19 protein-coding genes are annotated in these 16,514 nt (G+C 43.0%); 13 read left to right on the top strand and 6 right to left on the bottom strand.

Annotated elements, in window-relative coordinates; all coding sequences use genetic code 11:
* Positions 1–13 precede the first annotated feature (13 nt).
* A complete protein-coding gene (rph, locus tag U0008_RS00250) occupies positions 14–730 on the top strand; it encodes a ribonuclease PH (RefSeq protein ID WP_043490059.1) in 717 nt (238 codons plus the stop codon).
* Between the two features lie 112 nt (positions 731–842).
* The gene (pyrE, locus tag U0008_RS00255; RefSeq protein WP_040045244.1) at positions 843–1,484 is read left to right on the top strand and encodes an orotate phosphoribosyltransferase; all 642 of its coding nucleotides are present in this window, start codon (positions 843–845) and stop codon (positions 1,482–1,484) included.
* A gap of 60 nt (positions 1,485–1,544) precedes the next feature.
* On the opposite strand, the gene slmA is transcribed toward pyrE, so the two are convergent.
* The 3 genes from slmA to coaBC form a co-directional block, all read right to left on the bottom strand.
* Positions 1,545–2,141, bottom strand: a complete 597-nt coding sequence (gene slmA, locus U0008_RS00260; RefSeq protein WP_043490061.1) for a nucleoid occlusion factor SlmA — start codon at positions 2,139–2,141, stop codon at positions 1,545–1,547.
* A 97-nt stretch (positions 2,142–2,238) separates the two neighbouring features.
* Positions 2,239–2,697, bottom strand: a complete 459-nt coding sequence (gene dut, locus U0008_RS00265; protein ID WP_043490063.1) for a dUTP diphosphatase — start codon at positions 2,695–2,697, stop codon at positions 2,239–2,241.
* Complete coding sequence (gene coaBC / locus U0008_RS00270; RefSeq protein ID WP_043490064.1) at positions 2,675–3,889, bottom strand: bifunctional phosphopantothenoylcysteine decarboxylase/phosphopantothenate--cysteine ligase CoaBC; 1,215 nt, start codon at positions 3,887–3,889, stop codon at positions 2,675–2,677. Before coaBC ends, dut begins: the two co-directional genes overlap by 23 nt.
* A 178-nt stretch (positions 3,890–4,067) precedes the next feature.
* On the opposite strand from coaBC, the gene radC reads away from it, so the two are divergent.
* The 4 genes from radC (at position 4,068) to mutM (ending at position 6,333) form a co-directional block, all read left to right on the top strand.
* Positions 4,068–4,754 carry a RadC family protein gene (gene radC / locus U0008_RS00275; protein ID WP_025801515.1) on the top strand — a complete coding sequence of 229 codons (687 nt, stop codon included), beginning with the start codon at positions 4,068–4,070 and terminating at the stop codon, positions 4,752–4,754.
* Positions 4,755–4,991: 237 nt separating this feature from the next.
* Positions 4,992–5,228 carry a 50S ribosomal protein L28 gene (gene rpmB, locus U0008_RS00280; protein WP_008815765.1) on the top strand — a complete coding sequence of 79 codons (237 nt, stop codon included), beginning with the start codon at positions 4,992–4,994 and terminating at the stop codon, positions 5,226–5,228.
* Positions 5,229–5,239: 11 nt separating this feature from the next.
* Entirely contained in the window at positions 5,240–5,407 is a 168-nt protein-coding gene (gene rpmG / locus U0008_RS00285; RefSeq protein WP_001051798.1) for a 50S ribosomal protein L33, read from the top strand.
* Between the two features lie 116 nt (positions 5,408–5,523).
* Positions 5,524–6,333: a bifunctional DNA-formamidopyrimidine glycosylase/DNA-(apurinic or apyrimidinic site) lyase gene (mutM, locus tag U0008_RS00290; RefSeq protein WP_043490157.1), complete on the top strand. Its 810-nt coding sequence runs from the start codon at positions 5,524–5,526 to the stop codon at positions 6,331–6,333.
* A gap of 3 nt (positions 6,334–6,336) precedes the next feature.
* Here mutM and coaD read toward each other — a convergent pair whose 3' ends face one another.
* Positions 6,337–6,816, bottom strand: a complete 480-nt coding sequence (gene coaD, locus U0008_RS00295) for a pantetheine-phosphate adenylyltransferase (protein ID WP_043490070.1) — start codon at positions 6,814–6,816, stop codon at positions 6,337–6,339.
* Positions 6,817–6,827: 11 nt separating this feature from the next.
* Positions 6,828–8,105: a lipid IV(A) 3-deoxy-D-manno-octulosonic acid transferase gene (gene waaA / locus U0008_RS00300; protein WP_043490073.1), complete on the bottom strand. Its 1,278-nt coding sequence runs from the start codon at positions 8,103–8,105 to the stop codon at positions 6,828–6,830.
* Between the two features lie 438 nt (positions 8,106–8,543).
* On the opposite strand from waaA, the gene rfaQ reads away from it, so the two are divergent.
* From rfaQ to U0008_RS00335, 7 genes are read left to right on the top strand one after another with little or no spacing between them, the layout of a single operon-like run.
* Positions 8,544–9,617, top strand: a complete 1,074-nt coding sequence (gene rfaQ, locus U0008_RS00305) for a lipopolysaccharide core heptosyltransferase RfaQ (RefSeq protein ID WP_072008138.1) — start codon at positions 8,544–8,546, stop codon at positions 9,615–9,617.
* Positions 9,617–10,741, top strand: coding sequence for a glycosyltransferase family 4 protein (locus tag U0008_RS00310; protein ID WP_043490077.1), 1,125 nt, complete (start codon positions 9,617–9,619; stop codon positions 10,739–10,741). The genes rfaQ and U0008_RS00310 overlap by 1 nt, the downstream gene beginning before the upstream one ends.
* Positions 10,734–11,534 carry a lipopolysaccharide core heptose(I) kinase RfaP gene (gene rfaP, locus U0008_RS00315; protein WP_043490080.1) on the top strand — a complete coding sequence of 267 codons (801 nt, stop codon included), beginning with the start codon at positions 10,734–10,736 and terminating at the stop codon, positions 11,532–11,534. Before U0008_RS00310 ends, rfaP begins: the two co-directional genes overlap by 8 nt.
* Before the next feature lie 38 nt (positions 11,535–11,572).
* Positions 11,573–12,580, top strand: coding sequence for a lipopolysaccharide 3-alpha-galactosyltransferase (gene waaO / locus U0008_RS00320; protein WP_043490082.1), 1,008 nt, complete (start codon positions 11,573–11,575; stop codon positions 12,578–12,580).
* Between the two features lie 28 nt (positions 12,581–12,608).
* Positions 12,609–13,334, top strand: coding sequence for a lipopolysaccharide core heptose(II) kinase RfaY (rfaY, locus tag U0008_RS00325; protein WP_043490161.1), 726 nt, complete (start codon positions 12,609–12,611; stop codon positions 13,332–13,334).
* A gap of 9 nt (positions 13,335–13,343) precedes the next feature.
* Positions 13,344–14,123 (top strand): 3-deoxy-D-manno-oct-2-ulosonate III transferase WaaZ, encoded by a 780-nt coding sequence (gene waaZ / locus U0008_RS00330; protein WP_043490085.1) that lies wholly within the window; start codon positions 13,344–13,346, stop codon positions 14,121–14,123.
* 45 nt (positions 14,124–14,168) lie between these two features.
* Positions 14,169–15,254, top strand: a complete 1,086-nt coding sequence (locus U0008_RS00335; RefSeq protein WP_096388696.1) for a glycosyltransferase family 9 protein — start codon at positions 14,169–14,171, stop codon at positions 15,252–15,254.
* Between the two features lie 26 nt (positions 15,255–15,280).
* Here U0008_RS00335 and rfaL read toward each other — a convergent pair whose 3' ends face one another.
* A complete protein-coding gene (rfaL, locus tag U0008_RS00340) occupies positions 15,281–16,507 on the bottom strand; it encodes an O-antigen ligase RfaL (RefSeq protein WP_043490087.1) in 1,227 nt (408 codons plus the stop codon).
* Between the last annotated feature and the right edge of the window lie 7 nt (positions 16,508–16,514).

Raw genomic sequence — 16,514 nt, forward strand, 5'->3', positions numbered from 1 at the left:
CGGAGACAAGCTTATGCGTCCAGAAGGCCGAACTGCCGAACAAATCCGCCCGTTAAAACTGACCCGTAATTACACTAAACACGCTGAAGGGTCTGTGCTGGTGGAGTTTGGTGAAACTAAAGTGTTGTGCAACGCCACCGTTGAGGAAGGAGTTCCGCGCTTTCTAAAAGGTCAGGGACAGGGCTGGGTCACGGCGGAGTATGGCATGTTGCCACGATCCACCCATAGCCGTATGGCGCGCGAAGCGGCCAAAGGTAAGCAGGGCGGTCGTACCATGGAAATTCAGCGTCTGATTGCGCGCTCTCTTCGTGCTGCGGTTGACCTGAAAAAACTGGGTGAGTTTACCATTACGCTGGACTGCGACGTCATTCAAGCCGATGGTGGTACCCGTACTGCATCGATTACCGGTGCTTGCGTGGCATTAGCTGATGCGCTGAACGCATTAGTCGCTGCCGGTAAACTGAAAGCCAACCCGATGAAGGGTATGGTTGCCGCGGTATCTGTGGGTATCGTCGATGGTCAGGCAGTATGCGATCTGGAATATGTTGAAGATTCTGCTGCAGAAACGGACATGAACGTTGTGATGTTGGAAGATGGCCGCATGATTGAGGTGCAGGGCACCGCAGAAGGCGAACCTTTCAGCCATGAAGAACTTCTCCAGCTACTGGCACTCGCCAGAGGCGGGATAGAGGAAATTATCCAAGCGCAGAAAGCGGCGTTGGAAAATTAATTGTTTTAGGCGACTTGTTAGTCGCCTTTTTTATGCCTGCAATTTGGCATGAGAAAAACGGTTGTACCCACGAGTGAATTATTTAATTACCGACAATGAAGGAGATGCACGCATGAAAGCCTATCAGCGCCAGTTTATTGAGTTCGCGCTAAGCAAGCAGGTATTGAAGTTTGGCGAATTTACGCTGAAATCAGGCCGTACCAGCCCATATTTCTTTAACGCTGGCCTGTTTAATACTGGACGCGATCTGGCATTGTTGGGGCGTTTCTATGCCGAGGCTTTGGTTGATAGCGGCATTGATTTTGATTTGCTGTTTGGCCCAGCCTATAAAGGCATCCCTATTGCAACCACCACGGCGGTGGCGCTGGCAGAGCATCATGACCGCGATTTACCGTATTGCTTTAATCGCAAAGAAGCTAAGTCTCACGGTGAAGGCGGGACATTGGTAGGTAGCCCACTACAGGGCAAAGTCATGCTGGTGGATGATGTGATTACTGCGGGCACCGCAATTCGGGAATCAATGGAAATTATTCAGGCCCACAATGCTAAGTTAGCCGGAGTGCTGATTTCGCTCGATCGCCAAGAGCGCGGTCGTGCCGATATTTCTGCGATTCAAGAAGTTGAGCGTGATTATGGCTGTAAGGTGATTTCAATTATTACGCTGAAAGATTTGATCAGCTATTTGGAAGAGAAGCCGGAGATGGCTGAATCCTTGGCGTCAGTAAAAGCGTATCGTGAGCAGTACGGCGTTTAAGTGATAATGACCAAGAAAAACGGCCACTGATGAGTGGCCGTTTGTGTTTATGCTTTTAAGCTATTGAAGTTGGCTTGCTAACAACGGCCAGCGCAAATCGAATTCCTGCGTTGGGCGGTAGCGGAACTCTGAACGCACAAAGCGCGACAGCATGCCTTCACAGAAGGCTAAAAGCTGCCCTGCAAGCAGCGTTTCATCGTGAACAAACCCTTGCCCCTCACGGATCTTTCTCTCTTTGAGCACCTGTCGGATTTGGGCTTCAATACGCTCAAATAGCTGATTGATGCGCCCTTGAAGGCGATCTTGTTCAAACATCAAGGCATGACCGGTCATAATACGAGTCAGCCCCGGGTTGCGTTCTGCAAATCCCAGAATCAACAGCAGAATAAGACGAAGCCTATTAAAGGTTTCTTTTTCATCCTGCAAGATGAGGTTAATGCGGGTGATCAGACTGTCTTCGATAAACTCGATAAGACTATCAAACATCCGCGTTTTACTAGGAAAATGGCGATAAAGTGCAGCTTCTGAAACACCCACGTTCGCAGCAAGTTTTGCAGTAGTAATGCGTTGGCTACCGTCACTGGATTCCAGCATTTGCGCCAGCGCCTGCAAGATTTCCTCGCGACGGTTCCTTTTCGTATTTTCTTTTTCTGCCATGCCAGACAAGATCCTTGCTAAGCGGTGATAACGGGCACACCAAACAGTTAGCCACCTCAGGGTGGCTTATTGGTTTTTTGTAGCGTGGTAAAACGGCTTATTGGCGACCTGAGTGACCAAAGCCACCTGCACCACGTTCGCTCGCGTCGAAAGATTCGACGAGATTGAAGTCTGCCTGTACCACAGGAACTAGCACCATCTGAGCAATTCGTTCACCCGGCTCGATGGTAAAGGTCGTTTGACCGCGGTTCCATACGGAAACCATCAACTGACCTTGGTAGTCAGAATCGATCAAACCGACCAAATTCCCCAGTACGATCCCGTGCTTGTGGCCCAAACCAGAGCGAGGCAGGATGATTGCCGCAAGACTAGGATCTTCAATATGAATTGCCAGACCGGTTGGTAACAGAGTGGTTTCACCCGGTGCCAAAATGACGGCTTCATCTAAACAAGCGCGTAGGTCTAGACCCGCAGAACCTGGAGTTGCATAGGTTGGCAATGGGAATTGTTCACCGATGCGGGGATCTAAAATTTTAACGTCTATTTTTTTCTTCATAATGGCTGACAATCTCGTCAATTAAATAGTGGCCCAACAAGGACTTATTGCTGAGTGGCAGCTGCTTATCGCCCTGCGGCCAAAAAAGGTGTAAGGCATTGGTATCGGTGTTAAACCCTTGCCCTTCTTGGGAAACATCGTTCGCACAAATCATATCCAGATTTTTACGTGCAAGTTTTTGCTTGGCGTATTCTTCCACATTCTGGGTTTCGGCGGCAAATCCTACGACATAGGGGCGATGCTCAGTCAGGGCTGCAACACCGGCCACAATATCAGGGTTTTTCACCAGCTTAAGCGTGATTTCATCACCCTGTTTTTTTATTTTTTCGTCGCAAATTTGCTCGGCGCGATAGTCTGCCACTGCAGCGCAAGAAATGAAAATTTGATGTGATGGAACATGAGCAAGCACCTCTGTTTGCATCTCTAATGCGCTTTCTACGTCGATACGCACTACACCTTCAGGTGTTTTTTGATTCACGGGCCCGCTCACCAGTGTGACTTTAGCGCCACGTTTTGCGGCAGCCGCTGCGATAGAAAAGCCCATTTTTCCTGAACTATGGTTAGTGATGAAACGTACAGGATCTAGGGCTTCACGGGTTGGCCCCGCAGTGATAAGAATGCTGTATTGTGCGAGATCCTGCTGCTGAGCAAAATGCGCCTGAATCATAGTGACTAACACCATTGGGTCGAGCATGCGGCCAGGACCTACATCGCCACAGGCTTGGCTACCGCTGTCTGGCCCCCAGAGTTGTAAGCCTCGGTGCTCTAGCGTTTTCAGATTCTCTTGCGTGGCCGCAGCGCGATACATCTGCTGGTTCATCGCTGGGGCAATTGCAATAGGTGCAGCGGTTGCTAAACATACGGTGCTGAGAAGGTCATTCGCCATTCCGGCGGCAATGCGCGCAATTAAATCAGCGGTTGCCGGTGCAATAACGACCAAATCAGCCCATTTGCCGAGCTCGATATGCCCCATCGACGCCTCTGCTGCCGGATCAAGCAGGTCATCCGATACTGGGTAGCCTGAAACAGCTTGTAAGGTTAGCGGGGTGATAAAGGCTTCAGCGCCTTTTGTCATTACCACGCGAACCTCTGCGCCACGTTCTCGCAGTCGACGTACTATTTCTGGGCATTTATATGCAGCGATGCCCCCGCTGATGCCTAATACAATGCGTTTGCCTGTCAGTGCAGTCATGGTGTTGTTCCATTCGAGGCAGAAATTAGCGTGATTTTACCATAAGCGGAGAAGATGACATGTGTTGCAGTCGTTGCGATCGTTTTTTGCGCACTTCTTCGCATTGATGGCGTTTGGTACTCGACGCCATTTTTGAACTTGAGATGATGGCTGAAAACCATCTTGTGAGTTTTATTTCATGGAAGAGAGCGTAGCGGTAGCGTACTGGCCTTCAATGCTGGCCCCAAGAGAAAAATTATTATCCCTAGGTCGTGAATCGTTATCCGATCAGGAACTGCTGGCGATATTTTTACGAACAGGGACGAAAGGGATTAATGTGATGGCGCTGTCATCACATTTGATTCGTGAGTTTGGCTCAATTTACAGTCTGATGCAGGCCGATTACGATAGTTTTTGCTCGAAACCGGGCCTTGGTATCTCTCGATATGCACAGTTGCAGGCCGTGATGGAACTGTCAAAACGATTTTTGCATCGGCAGCTTACTGAACAAAGTGTCATCAATCGACCCGAGTTAACGGCGCTATATTTGCAAAATGTGTTCTCTGGATATGAGCGAGAAGCCTTTTTTGTTTTATTTTTAGACAACCAGCATCGCGTAATTCGCTCTGAGGAGATGTTTTCGGGTACTATAAACTGTGTGGATGTATATCCACGCGAAATTGTGCGTGGTGCGCTTAAGGTAAACGCCGTTGCGTTAATCCTCGCACATAATCATCCGTCCGGAATAGCAGAGCCCAGTGCAGCAGATCGTGTGCTCACAGAAAGAGTGGTGAAAGCTTGCGCATTATTGGATATCCGCGTGCTAGATCATATGGTGATCGGTCACGGCCAGAGTGTGTCTTTTGCTGAAAGAGGGTGGCTTTAAGCTTTTTTTTCGCGATCCTTTGGGATCTTTGCTGTTCGGGTCTTGAGCACTTACGCTTCAGAGCGTATACTACGCCACCTTTGAGAATCTTGGTTGTAGCGTTAAGAGCCTATCTCAGCAGGTTTCGACCTGACTCAGAGTCTCCTCGGTGAAGTTTGCTGAGATGGGCTCTAAAGCCTGACGAGGCGGCTACTTCCTATACGAAGCTCGAGCTGATTTGATTTTTGGAGAATAGACATGTCCCGAGTCTGCCAAGTTACTGGCAAGCGTCCGGTGGCCGGTAATAACCGTTCCCACGCGATGAACGCAACCAAACGCCGTTTTCTGCCTAACCTGCATTCACACCGCTTTTGGGTTGAAGGCGAGAAGCGCTTTGTAACTCTGCGTGTATCTGCTAAAGGTATGCGTGTTATTGATAAAAAGGGTATCGAAACGGTCTTGGCCGAAATTCGCGCCCGCGGTGAGAAGTATTAAGGAACTGAATCATGGCTAAAGGTATTCGCGAGAAGATCAAGCTGGTTTCGTCTGCTGGTACTGGTCACTTCTACACCACTACCAAGAACAAACGTACCAAACCAGAAAAACTTGAACTGAAAAAGTTTGATCCGGTTGTACGTCAGCATGTGATCTACAAAGAAGCTAAAATTAAATAATTTTAGTGGATTTAAGAAAACCCAGCTTCGGCTGGGTTTTTTTTATTCTAAAATGCCCCCACATGGTGATTATGGCCGTCATCAGATGGCAAATTACCTTTGACTTGGGGAGTAAAATGCCGGAACTACCAGAAGTTGAAACTAGCCGCCGTGGGATCGAACCTTTTTTAGTCGGCCATTCAATCGAACATCTTGTGGTTCGCCAGCCGAAACTTCGATGGCCTGTCTCTGATGAACTGCTTCGATTAAGCGATAAGCCGGTGCTTAGCGTGCAGCGTCGTGCCAAGTATTTGCTGATTGAGTTAGCTGATGGATGGATTATTGTTCATCTTGGTATGTCTGGTAGCGTTCGTATCCTGCCCGCCGATGAACCCCCTCAAAAACATGACCATGTCGATATGATCTTGTCGAGTGGCATGATGCTGCGTTACACCGACCCGCGCCGCTTTGGTGCTTGGCTGTGGTGTAAAGATTTAGACTCATCCAACGTGTTGGCTCATCTTGGCCCTGAGCCGCTCAGTGACGAGTTTGACGGTGATTACCTGTATCAGAAGTCACGCAATAAGAAGACCGCCGTAAAGGCGTGGCTGATGGATAATAAGGTGGTTGTGGGTGTCGGAAATATTTATGCCAGTGAGTCACTGTTTACCGCACGCATTAGCCCCGATCGGCCAGCCGGTTCATTAACGAAAAAAGATGCTGATGTGCTGGTGGTAACCATAAAAGCAGTGCTACTACGTTCGATTGAGCAGGGGGGTACGACTTTGAAAGACTTTTTGCAGTCCGATGGTAAGCCGGGATATTTTGCGCAGGAACTACAGGTCTATGGCCGCGCAGGGGAAGCATGCCGAGTGTGCGGCGAGAAAATACTGAGCGGAAAGCATGGGCAGCGCACGACGTTTTTTTGCCCACGCTGCCAGAGGTAGGATCTAGATAAGTTTCTCACTCAGTGCCTGAGCAATGATCTCAGGCACGAAAGGAGCGATATCGCCACCGTGGCGAGCGACTTCCTTCACCAGAGAGGATGAGATAAACGACCATTCTTTGGAGGGCATGAGAAACACGCTTTCTAACGTCGGCATCAAATGACGGTTCATATTTGCGAGCTGCATTTCATATTCAAAATCAGAAACAGCTCTGAGGCCACGAACCAAAATATTGGCATTTTGGTGCTGGGCGAAATGTGCCATGAGTTCGCTAAACCCTAAAACTTCTACATTATGCAGATGAGCTGTCACCTGAGTCGCTAAGGCAACACGTTCTTCGAGACTGAACATTGGTTTTTTACTTGGGCTAGCAGCAATCGCAAGAATAACGTGATCAAACATGTTAGCGGCACGAGTCACTAAATCTAAATGACCGTTGGTCATCGGATCAAAAGTACCGGGATAAATGGCGCGCTTTTCCATGGTTACCGCTCTCAATGGTTCTTTACGGGAAGATAAGGTTCAAGCAGGTGTAACAATTTCTGTAATGCACCCTGATTCTGATATAGCACTTCGACGGCGTGGCGACCATAGTAGCTACGGTAGTCTTCATCAGTTAACAGCGTCGTGATCTCTTTTACCAAAGACGCTGCATCTGTCACGGTAATTAAACCATCGGCCTGTTCTAGTCTGGCACAGATGTCTTTAAAGTTGATGGTATGTGGGCCCATAAGCACAGGGATTGCGTGCGCCGCGGGCTCCAGCGGATTGTGCCCGCCTCGTTCGACTAAGCTACCGCCGACAAAGGCAAGATCGGCGATACCGTATAGCAACATTAATTCGCCCATCGTATCGCCAATAACGACTTGAGTTTTGGCTGAGGGAATTTCTCCAGATGAACGAGTGATGTAGCTTAGGTCTGCTTGCTGCGTCAGCTTAATAGCGTCGTTGAAACGTTCAGGGTGACGTGGGACAAGAATAAGTAACAGCTCAGGGAAATGCTCTAGCAGCTGTCTGTGAGCATCAATCAAAATGGCTTCTTCGCCTTCGTGGGTGCTGGTTGCAATCCAAACTTGACGATGCGGTGCCCACTGGCGTCGGAGTGTCACCGCTTTAGCGGCGAGCTGTGGCGTGACAGAAATATCGAACTTTAGACTGCCAGTGACGGCCAATTGGGATGGTTTTAAACCCAAGGAGATAAAGCGTTCACCGTCTTCTTGGTTTTGCGCGGCTATCAGCGTGATACGACGCAAGATATCACGAATAAAACTACCGAGTTTTGCGTAACCTTTTGCCGAGCGGGCAGACAAACGGGCGTTGGCAATAACTAGCGGTATCTGGCGTTTATTGAGCGCGGTAATCAGGTTTGGCCACAGTTCAGTTTCCATGATGAGAACTAGCTTCGGGTTAACGCGGTCTAGAAAGCGATTAATGGAACCCGGTAGATCATACGGCAAATAGACATGCTGAACGTCCTTGCCAAACGCTGACTGCACACGCTCTGAGCCCGTTGGTGTCATCGTGGTTACTGTGATCGGTAGCGTTGGATAGCGATGGCGCAAGGCTCTAACTAACGGGATCGCCGCCAGCGTTTCCCCTACGGAAACAGAGTGCAACATGATCCCACCGGAAAGCATTTTGTTTGAGCAAAAGCCATATCGCTCCGCCCAACGCTTTCTATAGGCAGGAGCTTTACGACCACGCATCCACAATCTGATCCAAATGAGCGGCTGGATTAGGTAAAGCAGTATGGTGTAAAGCGTTTGAAGCATAAGAGGTTTGTATGGTAGGTAAACTTGGTTGGGATTCTAAGTATTTAACTAAGGCAAAGCCATCACTTTTGGTCTTCAACTACCTGAAAAACCGAGAAATCACTTACAACTCATTGTTAATAATGTGGTTTTCTGAAGATTGTATTATTAATTGATAAAATCAATTCGATAGATAATGTTTTGCAGGGCCGCATTTTCTTTTGTCATAGATAATTCTCTTATTAGTTTGATTTTAAATGATTTATTAATTTTTGTTGGAAATAAGGAATTCGGCACCTGCAATAACTAGTGATACAATAGCAAAATATAAACAGAGAAGATTTTATCAGTGAATTGGTTGCTGTAGAGCCAAGGGCGGTAGCGTGCCTATTCGCGGATCGCCTTTATGCATGAGTTTTCGCATACAGCGTCTTATAACCCGATAGATAAGAGCGGCAAGTGGATAAACAATATAAAAGAATACTCGTCATCAAGCTTAGGTTTCATGGAGACATGCTGCTGACAACTCCAGTCATCAGTACGCTAAAGCTCAACTATCCAGATGCTAAAATCGATGTCTTATTATATGAAGACACTATGCCAATTCTCTCGGAAAACCCTGAGGTTAATGCACTCTACGGGATCAAAAATAGAAAAACATCAGCATCCGAAAAACTACAAAATGTAGCGAAGACGATTAGTTTGCTGAGGAAGAATAATTACGATTTAGTGATTAACCTGACAGACCAGTGGCCAGTCGCTTTTTTAGTTAAATGCTTGCAGGCTAAAGATAAAATTTCGCTACAGTTTCACCACCGTAAATCGATATTTTGGACAAGCTGCTTTAGTGAATCGGTCGAACCTAAAGGTACACATATCGTAGAGCGTAATTTATCGACTCTTGCTCCTCTGGGTTTGCAAAAAATCATCACTGAAACAAAGATGAGTTATCTGCCCGATCATTGGCATACCATTCAGCAGCGGCTCTCTGAGAACGGTGTAGATAGCCAGCATTATGTTGTCATTCAGCCAACGGCTCGCCAGATGTTTAAATGCTGGGATGAAGAAAAATTCTCAGAGGTTATTGATTCATTGGAATCTCGTGGGTATAGCGTGGTGCTAACCTCAGGGCCAAGCGCTGCTGATATTGCCTGCGTAACTAAAATTAAAGAGCACTGCAAAATAAAGCCTGTTACAGCGTTGGCCGGTAAAACATCGTTCCCCGAGCTTGCGGCTCTGATTGATCATGCGTCTCTGTTTATTGGCGTTGATTCTGCACCGATGCACATTGCTGCGGCACTGAAAACGCCAATTGTTTGCTTATTTGGCGCCACGGATCACCGGTTCTGGCGTCCGTGGAGTGATAATTTCATTATGTTTTGGGCGGGTGACTACCAACCAATGCCTACGCGAGACAATCTGGATCGCCATCGCAAGTATTTATCCTGCATCCCTGCAAGCGACGTTATTGGGGCTACAGAAAAGCTTTTGAAAGCTAGCTCAGATGAACTCATTCCTAGGGATAGCGAATAATGAATATTGCGTTCTGTTTATATAAATATTTTCCGTTTGGTGGATTGCAGCGCGACTTTCTACGTATTGCACTGGCATGCCAAGCTCGTGGGCATCATATCCGTGTTTATGCGATGTCTTGGGAAGGTGAACGTCCAGCAGATTTCGAATATATCCAAGTGCCAACTCGCTCACATTCAAACCATGGCCGAAATAAAGAATATAGTGATTGGGTAACACATGATCTGCAGACCAATCCAGCCGACATAGTGGTAGGCTTCAACAAGATGCCGGGGCTCGATTATTACTATGCCGCAGATGTGTGTTATGCCGAAAAAGTGGCACAGGAAAAAGGATTTTTCTACCGATTAACTTCACGTTATAAGCACTATGCCGAGTTTGAGCGCGCGGTATTTTCAAATGAAAGCCACGCTGAGTTGCTAATGCTGACCGGCAAGCAAATTGCTGATTTCAAAAGGCACTATCAAACTGCGCCTGAGCGTTTTCATATTGTTCCGCCAGGAATATCTTTAGATAGAAAATATGATCACCGTGCAGCCAATATTCGCGAGGATTTTCGTCAGCGTAATGCTATTGCTGATGATGAATTGTTAGTGCTACAGGTGGGGTCTGATTTTAAACGCAAAGGCGTTGATCGAACGTTGCGTGCAATTGCTGCATTGCCAATGGCGACTAAGGTAAAGACAAAGTTAATTGTTGTAGGGCAAGACAAGCCTAAGCGTTATCAAGCACTCGCTGCGAAGTTGGATATTTTATCTCAGGTTCAATTTTACTCTGGCCGAGATGATATCCCTGAATTAATGGCTGCTGCGGACGTGTTAATGCATCCTGCATATCAAGAGTCAGCGGGTATCGTTTTAATTGAGGCGATTGCGGCTGGCTTGCCGGTTATTACAACAGAAACTTGTGGCTATGCTCATCACGTTGCTAGCGCTGATTGTGGAGTGGTGATTTCTGAGCCATTCGAACAAACGCAGTTAAATGAAGTTTTAGCGCGCGGGCTAGATGACAAAAAACTAAGAGAAACATGGTCCGAACACGCTAAAGCGTATGCGGATAAAGAAGATCTGTATAGCTTGCCAGAAAGGGCGGCGGATCTCATTTTAGGTGGTAAAAATGATTGAGTTAAAAGAGCCCTTAACCACATTGTGGAAGGGAAAAGATCCTTTTGTTGAAGTAGAGAAACTTCAAGGGGAGGTTTTTCGTGCTTTGGAGACTCGTAAAACACTTCGTTTTTCTTTAGCAGAGAAATCATATTTTATTAAAATTCACTATGGCACTACGCTAAAGGAAGTTTTGAAAAATCTGATTTCTTTCCGTATACCTGTATTGGGTGCCGATCGTGAGTGGAAAGCGATTCACCGTTTGTACCAATTAGACGTTGATACCATGAAAGGGATTGGCTTCGGTCAAACGGGAGCTAATCCGCTGACGCGGAAATCTTTTATTATTACTGAAGATTTGGCGCCCACAATTAGCCTAGAAGATTACTGTGCTGATTGGGAGCAAACCCCCCCTGATTTTCGTATCAAGCGTATGCTAATTAAGCGATTGGCAACGATGGTGAGGAAGATGCATCGTGGTGGGGTAAATCATCGCGATTGTTATATTTGCCATTTTTTACTTCATTTGCCGTTCGATGGCGATGATGAAAGTCAGCTCAAATTATCGGTTATCGACTTACACCGATCGCAGATCCGTGACAAAGTGCCACAACGTTGGAGAGATAAAGATCTGATTGGTTTATATTTCTCATCTTCCAATATTGGGCTGAATAAAAAAGACATTCTTTATTTTCTTAAAATTTATTTTGATGCCCCGTTGCGCCAAACATTGACGCAAGAGCGGGAATTGCTAGAAAAAGCGATTACTAAGTCTGAAAAAATTAAAGAACGTACTATACGCAAATCGCTATGACCGATCTTTCAGTGTATTGAGAGGATAAGTGAGAAACTATGTTTTTCCATGAAGAGCAGTACATCAAGGACGTCATAACATATATTGGTAATAAACCTGACGATAACAGCCAATATCAGAATATTGCTTACGGTACGGATAAAAATTTTTTGTTTGGCTGTGCAGTATCAATCACGTCATTTCTTATCCATAATTCAGAGCTAAAATTTAATTTCCATGTGTTCACCGACTCTTTTTCTGAGAGCGATAGAGAAAAATTTAAAGCATTAGCTGAGCAATATAAAACTAACATCTCTATTTATCTCGTTAATGCGGATAGTTTAAAATCTCTGCCGGAAAATAAGCTTTGGACATATGCTATTTACTTTAGATTCATTATTGCTGATTATTTTAGCGGGAAGTTAGAACGCATTACATATATTGATTCTGATGTTGTATGCAATGGTTCAATACAAGAACTTGTTCATCTTCCTCTGAATGGTGCTGTGGTTGCTGCAGTTACTGAGCGTGATGAAAAGTGGTGGCTTCAACGTTCTGAGGTGTTAGGGAATGATCTGATCGCCAAAGGGTATTTTAATACGGGTGTCTTGGTGATTGACCTAGCTGAATGGCAAGCACTTGATGTTAGCATGCAGGCTATGAAGTCATTAAACGATAGTAATATAAGAAGCAAACTGACTTATTACGATCAAGATGTGCTTAATATAATCTTAGCTGGGCGGGTACTGTTCTTAGATAAGAAATACAATACACAATTTAGTTTAAATTATGAACTAAAAAAGAATTGTAAAAGCCCTGTTGACGAAAATACGGTACTCATTCACTACATCGGTCCAACGAAGCCTTGGCACGAATGGGCTCAATACCCCAGTGCGACACCGTTTTATCAAGCGAAAAAGCACTCCCCTTGGGGGATGACATCGCTGATAAAGCCTCAGAGTAGTAGCCAGCTTCGCTACTGTGCTAAACATAAATTTAACCAGCATAAATCTTTTGAAGGCATCTACTTTTACTTTATGTATTTTGTAAAGAAAATGTTTGGATGAAGTTCAATATCAATATTCGGATATTTTCATGATAGTTAGTAAAAATATAAAAAATTTCAAAGTCTATATTAAAGACAATAATGAAATTTACGAAAAGATATTCAGAGATTTCCTCAATAATGATCTTGATGTCATAAAAGTATTTCGTAGTATCGAAGACACCAAGGTTTCATTGATTAATACTCCCCATGGGAAATTTGTATTCAAGGTTTTCGCACCAAAAGAAAAAAAAGTTGAACGTTTTTTTAAGTCTTTTGTTAAAGGTGACTACTACCTGAATTTGTTGCTTCAAACTGATAGAGTAAGAAATGAAGGAATTACATTCCCGAATGATTTCTATCTGTTAGCGGAGAAGAAAATATTTAACTACGCTAGCGTATTTATCATGATAATTGAATTTGTTGATGGTATTGAACTATCGGATGTTGAAGATTTCAATGAAAGCATTCGTACTGAAATTCATGCTAAAATGAATGAGTTACATCAGCATAATATGGTTTCTGGTGATCCGCATAAAGGCAATTTTATTTTATCACAAGATGGAATAAGAATTATCGATTTATCGGGTAAAGCGTGTAATGCAAAGCGGAAAGCCAAAGATAGAATTGATATGGAAAGACATCTTAATATTGATAATGCTGTTAATGATTTTGCTTATTATTCTGTTGTGTATAAAAACATTTTACGTCAAAAAATAAAATCATTTAAAGCAAAAATAAAAATGTTTTTAGGGTTTAAAAAACGTAAGGCCTGAGTTAATTTTATGAATCATCCTCAATACATTTCAAAAAATGATGTAGATATGTTGATGAAAGAGAAGATGCATGAAAATGCAGTTATTTTTCTTTCAGGCCCAACATCGGTAAATACACCAATTTCATTACTCAATAAATCAGATGTCATAGCGGTCAATGGCTCTGCTCGTTATCTCATTGAACATGAAATTAAACCATTTATTTATGTATTAACGGATGACAGATTTTTATTGCAAAGAAACGATGACTTTAAGTTTTTTGTTAAAAATAGCCAACATACTATAGTTAATTGTGATGTGTTTGAGAAAGCAAGTTTAGAGGATAAGCAATTTCTGCAAGAAAATTGTCACATCATGAAAATGCTTTATAAAAGAGAGAAGGGTGGTTTTTTTAAAAAGATAAAATTCAAAATTTTGTCACTGAGAAATAAAAATATTTTAATTGATGTGCCAATGTCAAAAAGAAGAAGATTAGTTGGATTTAGTTTAGATATTAGTGATGGATATTGTTCTTGTCATACCGTGGCATATGCCGCAATCCAAATCGCCTATAGTTTACGTTATACAAAAATCATATGCTCTGGGTTAGATTTAGTGGATTCGTGCTCTCGCTTTTATGATAAGAATGGAGAGTCATCTATGCCTTCCGAACTAAGTCGAGATTTAGGGAAAATACTTCCATTCTTTCAATTTATGAAAAGTAACGTCAAAGATATTGAAATATATAACTTATCAAATAATACGGCAATTGATTATAAAATAATCCCGTATCTAAATATGAAAGAATAAGTGGTTTTAGTTAATTTTGTTTGGAATTTTATTGGAGTCTCATCAGTGAAATTAGGTTCCTTTCACAGAAGAAAGAAAGTTTTTATTAAAGACTTTAAAATTTTCATGATGATGGTTTTGTTTTTCCGTTTTAAAAAGCCTGTTTTTGAAACGAAAAAAATAAAAAACATTTTAATCATGAGAGATAATAATAAGCTTGGCGATATGATCATATTCACTCCGCTTTTTCGTGAGTGTCATCGACTAGGCCTCGATGTATCTGTCGTTACGGGTGATGTATGTGCTGAGTTGCTAAGCGAAAATAAAAATATTAAACATATATTCGTCTGTAAAGAACATTTCTTTAATATGTTTTTTCTCGCTCTAAAATTGAGAAAGAAAAAATATGATTTAATTATTGATCCACTTAATGAAGTGCATAGCTATCGAAGTATCATGATGATGCAGGTAATCAATCCCAAACATATTCTAGGTTTTAATAAGGAAGGAAAATATAAAACTTATGATATTAGTTTGTCGGAAGACCTATCATTAAATCGGCATACATCTGAAAGAATTAAATCAATTTTACAAAAAATAAATCCCGATATAGATCTTGATAAAATAGATATGTCATATGAGTTACCGATCTCCTCGGATGTCGATAACACGGTGAAAAAATATCTAGAGCGTTTTAACGGAAAAACAACCGTGTTGCTAAATCCGTTCGGTGCGCTAAAAACACGAAAATTTAGCTCTGCTAAAATTAATTCGATTGTCGATCTTATTAAGAAAAAGATCGCAAATCCAGTAATAATTATTTCTGGTCTTGAGTCAGAAATTAAGGATATAGAGATAGATGGTGTAGAGAAAACACCGTTTACGCGGTATATACATGCGACATCGTTGGTAAAGCAAGTCGATTACATTGTTTCTGTTGATACATCGATAGTTCATGCAGCTACTGCATTTAATAAACCTATCGTAGCTTTTTATCCGATGTCTAAAGCTCGGGTTAATTCACAGCCTTTAACTTGGGGGCCAAACAGCGAACATGCAATTCAGGTATTATCGGATACGCGAAATGTTGAAGATATTCCTGATGACATTATCAAGTATGCTATTGAAAATATGATCTCGATGAGAAGTTAAAAGGGCCCAGTTGGGCCCTTTTATTTTTAGTTATTTATGTAGTATTTTTTCGCATGTAAAGCGAGAAGAATACCAATGATAACCGCAATGTTTTCAATTCTTACCGTTTCGAAAGCGCCTCTAACAACAAAGTCACCAATTAGTATGAGCGTCAAGATGAGGAATGCATCTTGTGCAGGACCATTGTTTTCACGGTACCCTTTGATACTCGAAACTAATGTTGATGCTAATAAATAATAAAGTGATGCTAATCCGATTATGCCGCCTGCAAACCAGATGGAAAGCGTTAAGTTATGCGGCCCGATAGATTTTTTAAAACGCCAGTCAGGGTAGCTTGAAGAACGTTCATTATAAACATGATGATAAAGATCGTTACCAAAGCCATAGCCTTTGATGGGATTTTCAAGGATAAGATCGAGTGCTGCGCCCTGCGTACCATTTTCATAACGACCACTACTGTCAGTTTGTTGCAGTTTGTGGAATAACGTTTTGACCTGCTGTGGATCTTTTTGATGAACGGCAAATAGGCCGAAACCAATCACGACTAGTGCTATCAAAGGTAGCTTCCATTCGCGTTTAATCAGTGCCCAAATCAATGCGGGAACTGCTAATGATAGCCAAGTTCCTCGTTGCAGTGTGCCAAGCATGAGGATAGCGAAAATTGCTGCAAGTACGAAAAATAGTATTTTGTACTTTTTGCCAGGTATGACCCATAAAGTGAGTATGGCTGGGAATATAAATATTAGAGTATCAGAAATTCTGCGGTGTTCGAAGCTGGTAAATGGAATAATACCGATTTTGTACTCTTCAATATATTGATGAATCTCTGTTCCGGTTAGGATAACCAGCGTGGTGATAAGAGCCGCTATTAGCATAGTATCTATTTTGCTGTTGTCTTCTTTATGAAGAACAGCTGCAATCATCACGGATACCAGAAGCATTTTTTCAAAAACTGTATTCAGAGCACGCTTGAGGCTTAGCGATGGTTCTACTGAAATTGCTATTGCATATATTATTGCGATGCAAAAGATAATTAAAGATAAGAAAAGGTTATTCTTGAAAATGCTGAATATTTTTTTCCTTTGCTTAACGATATAAACTAATCCAGTTATGTATATAGCGTAGCTAATTGCATGTTTGTATCGACTTACCCCATCAAAAAAATAGGTTACTATAAATAAAAATACAATAGATCTATTCCATATAGACTGCCAATCGATGTTCCTTCTCTGATTTGGTAGTGCTGAACTCATATATACT

Source organism: Hafnia alvei (assembly GCF_034424155.1).
Classification (GTDB): Bacteria; Pseudomonadota; Gammaproteobacteria; order Enterobacterales; family Enterobacteriaceae; genus Hafnia; species Hafnia alvei.

Bases quoted from the DNA above. Each gene is read 5' to 3' on its own strand.
- rph (WP_043490059.1), top strand. From the start codon at position 14: ATGCGTCCAGAAGGCCGAACTGCCGAACAAATCCGCCCGTTAAAACTG.
- pyrE (WP_040045244.1), top strand. From the start codon at position 843: ATGAAAGCCTATCAGCGCCAGTTTATTGAGTTCGCGCTAAGCAAGCAG.
- slmA (WP_043490061.1), bottom strand. From the start codon at position 2,141: ATGGCAGAAAAAGAAAATACGAAAAGGAACCGTCGCGAGGAAATCTTG.
- dut (WP_043490063.1), bottom strand. From the start codon at position 2,697: ATGAAGAAAAAAATAGACGTTAAAATTTTAGATCCCCGCATCGGTGAA.
- coaBC (WP_043490064.1), bottom strand. From the start codon at position 3,889: ATGACTGCACTGACAGGCAAACGCATTGTATTAGGCATCAGCGGGGGC.
- radC (WP_025801515.1), top strand. From the start codon at position 4,068: ATGGAAGAGAGCGTAGCGGTAGCGTACTGGCCTTCAATGCTGGCCCCA.
- rpmB (WP_008815765.1), top strand. From the start codon at position 4,992: ATGTCCCGAGTCTGCCAAGTTACTGGCAAGCGTCCGGTGGCCGGTAAT.
- rpmG (WP_001051798.1), top strand. From the start codon at position 5,240: ATGGCTAAAGGTATTCGCGAGAAGATCAAGCTGGTTTCGTCTGCTGGT.
- mutM (WP_043490157.1), top strand. From the start codon at position 5,524: ATGCCGGAACTACCAGAAGTTGAAACTAGCCGCCGTGGGATCGAACCT.
- coaD (WP_043490070.1), bottom strand. From the start codon at position 6,816: ATGGAAAAGCGCGCCATTTATCCCGGTACTTTTGATCCGATGACCAAC.
- waaA (WP_043490073.1), bottom strand. From the start codon at position 8,105: ATGCTTCAAACGCTTTACACCATACTGCTTTACCTAATCCAGCCGCTC.
- U0008_RS00310 (WP_043490077.1), top strand. From the start codon at position 9,617: ATGAATATTGCGTTCTGTTTATATAAATATTTTCCGTTTGGTGGATTG.
- rfaP (WP_043490080.1), top strand. From the start codon at position 10,734: ATGATTGAGTTAAAAGAGCCCTTAACCACATTGTGGAAGGGAAAAGAT.
- waaO (WP_043490082.1), top strand. From the start codon at position 11,573: ATGTTTTTCCATGAAGAGCAGTACATCAAGGACGTCATAACATATATT.
- rfaY (WP_043490161.1), top strand. From the start codon at position 12,609: ATGATAGTTAGTAAAAATATAAAAAATTTCAAAGTCTATATTAAAGAC.
- waaZ (WP_043490085.1), top strand. From the start codon at position 13,344: ATGAATCATCCTCAATACATTTCAAAAAATGATGTAGATATGTTGATG.
- rfaL (WP_043490087.1), bottom strand. From the start codon at position 16,507: ATGAGTTCAGCACTACCAAATCAGAGAAGGAACATCGATTGGCAGTCT.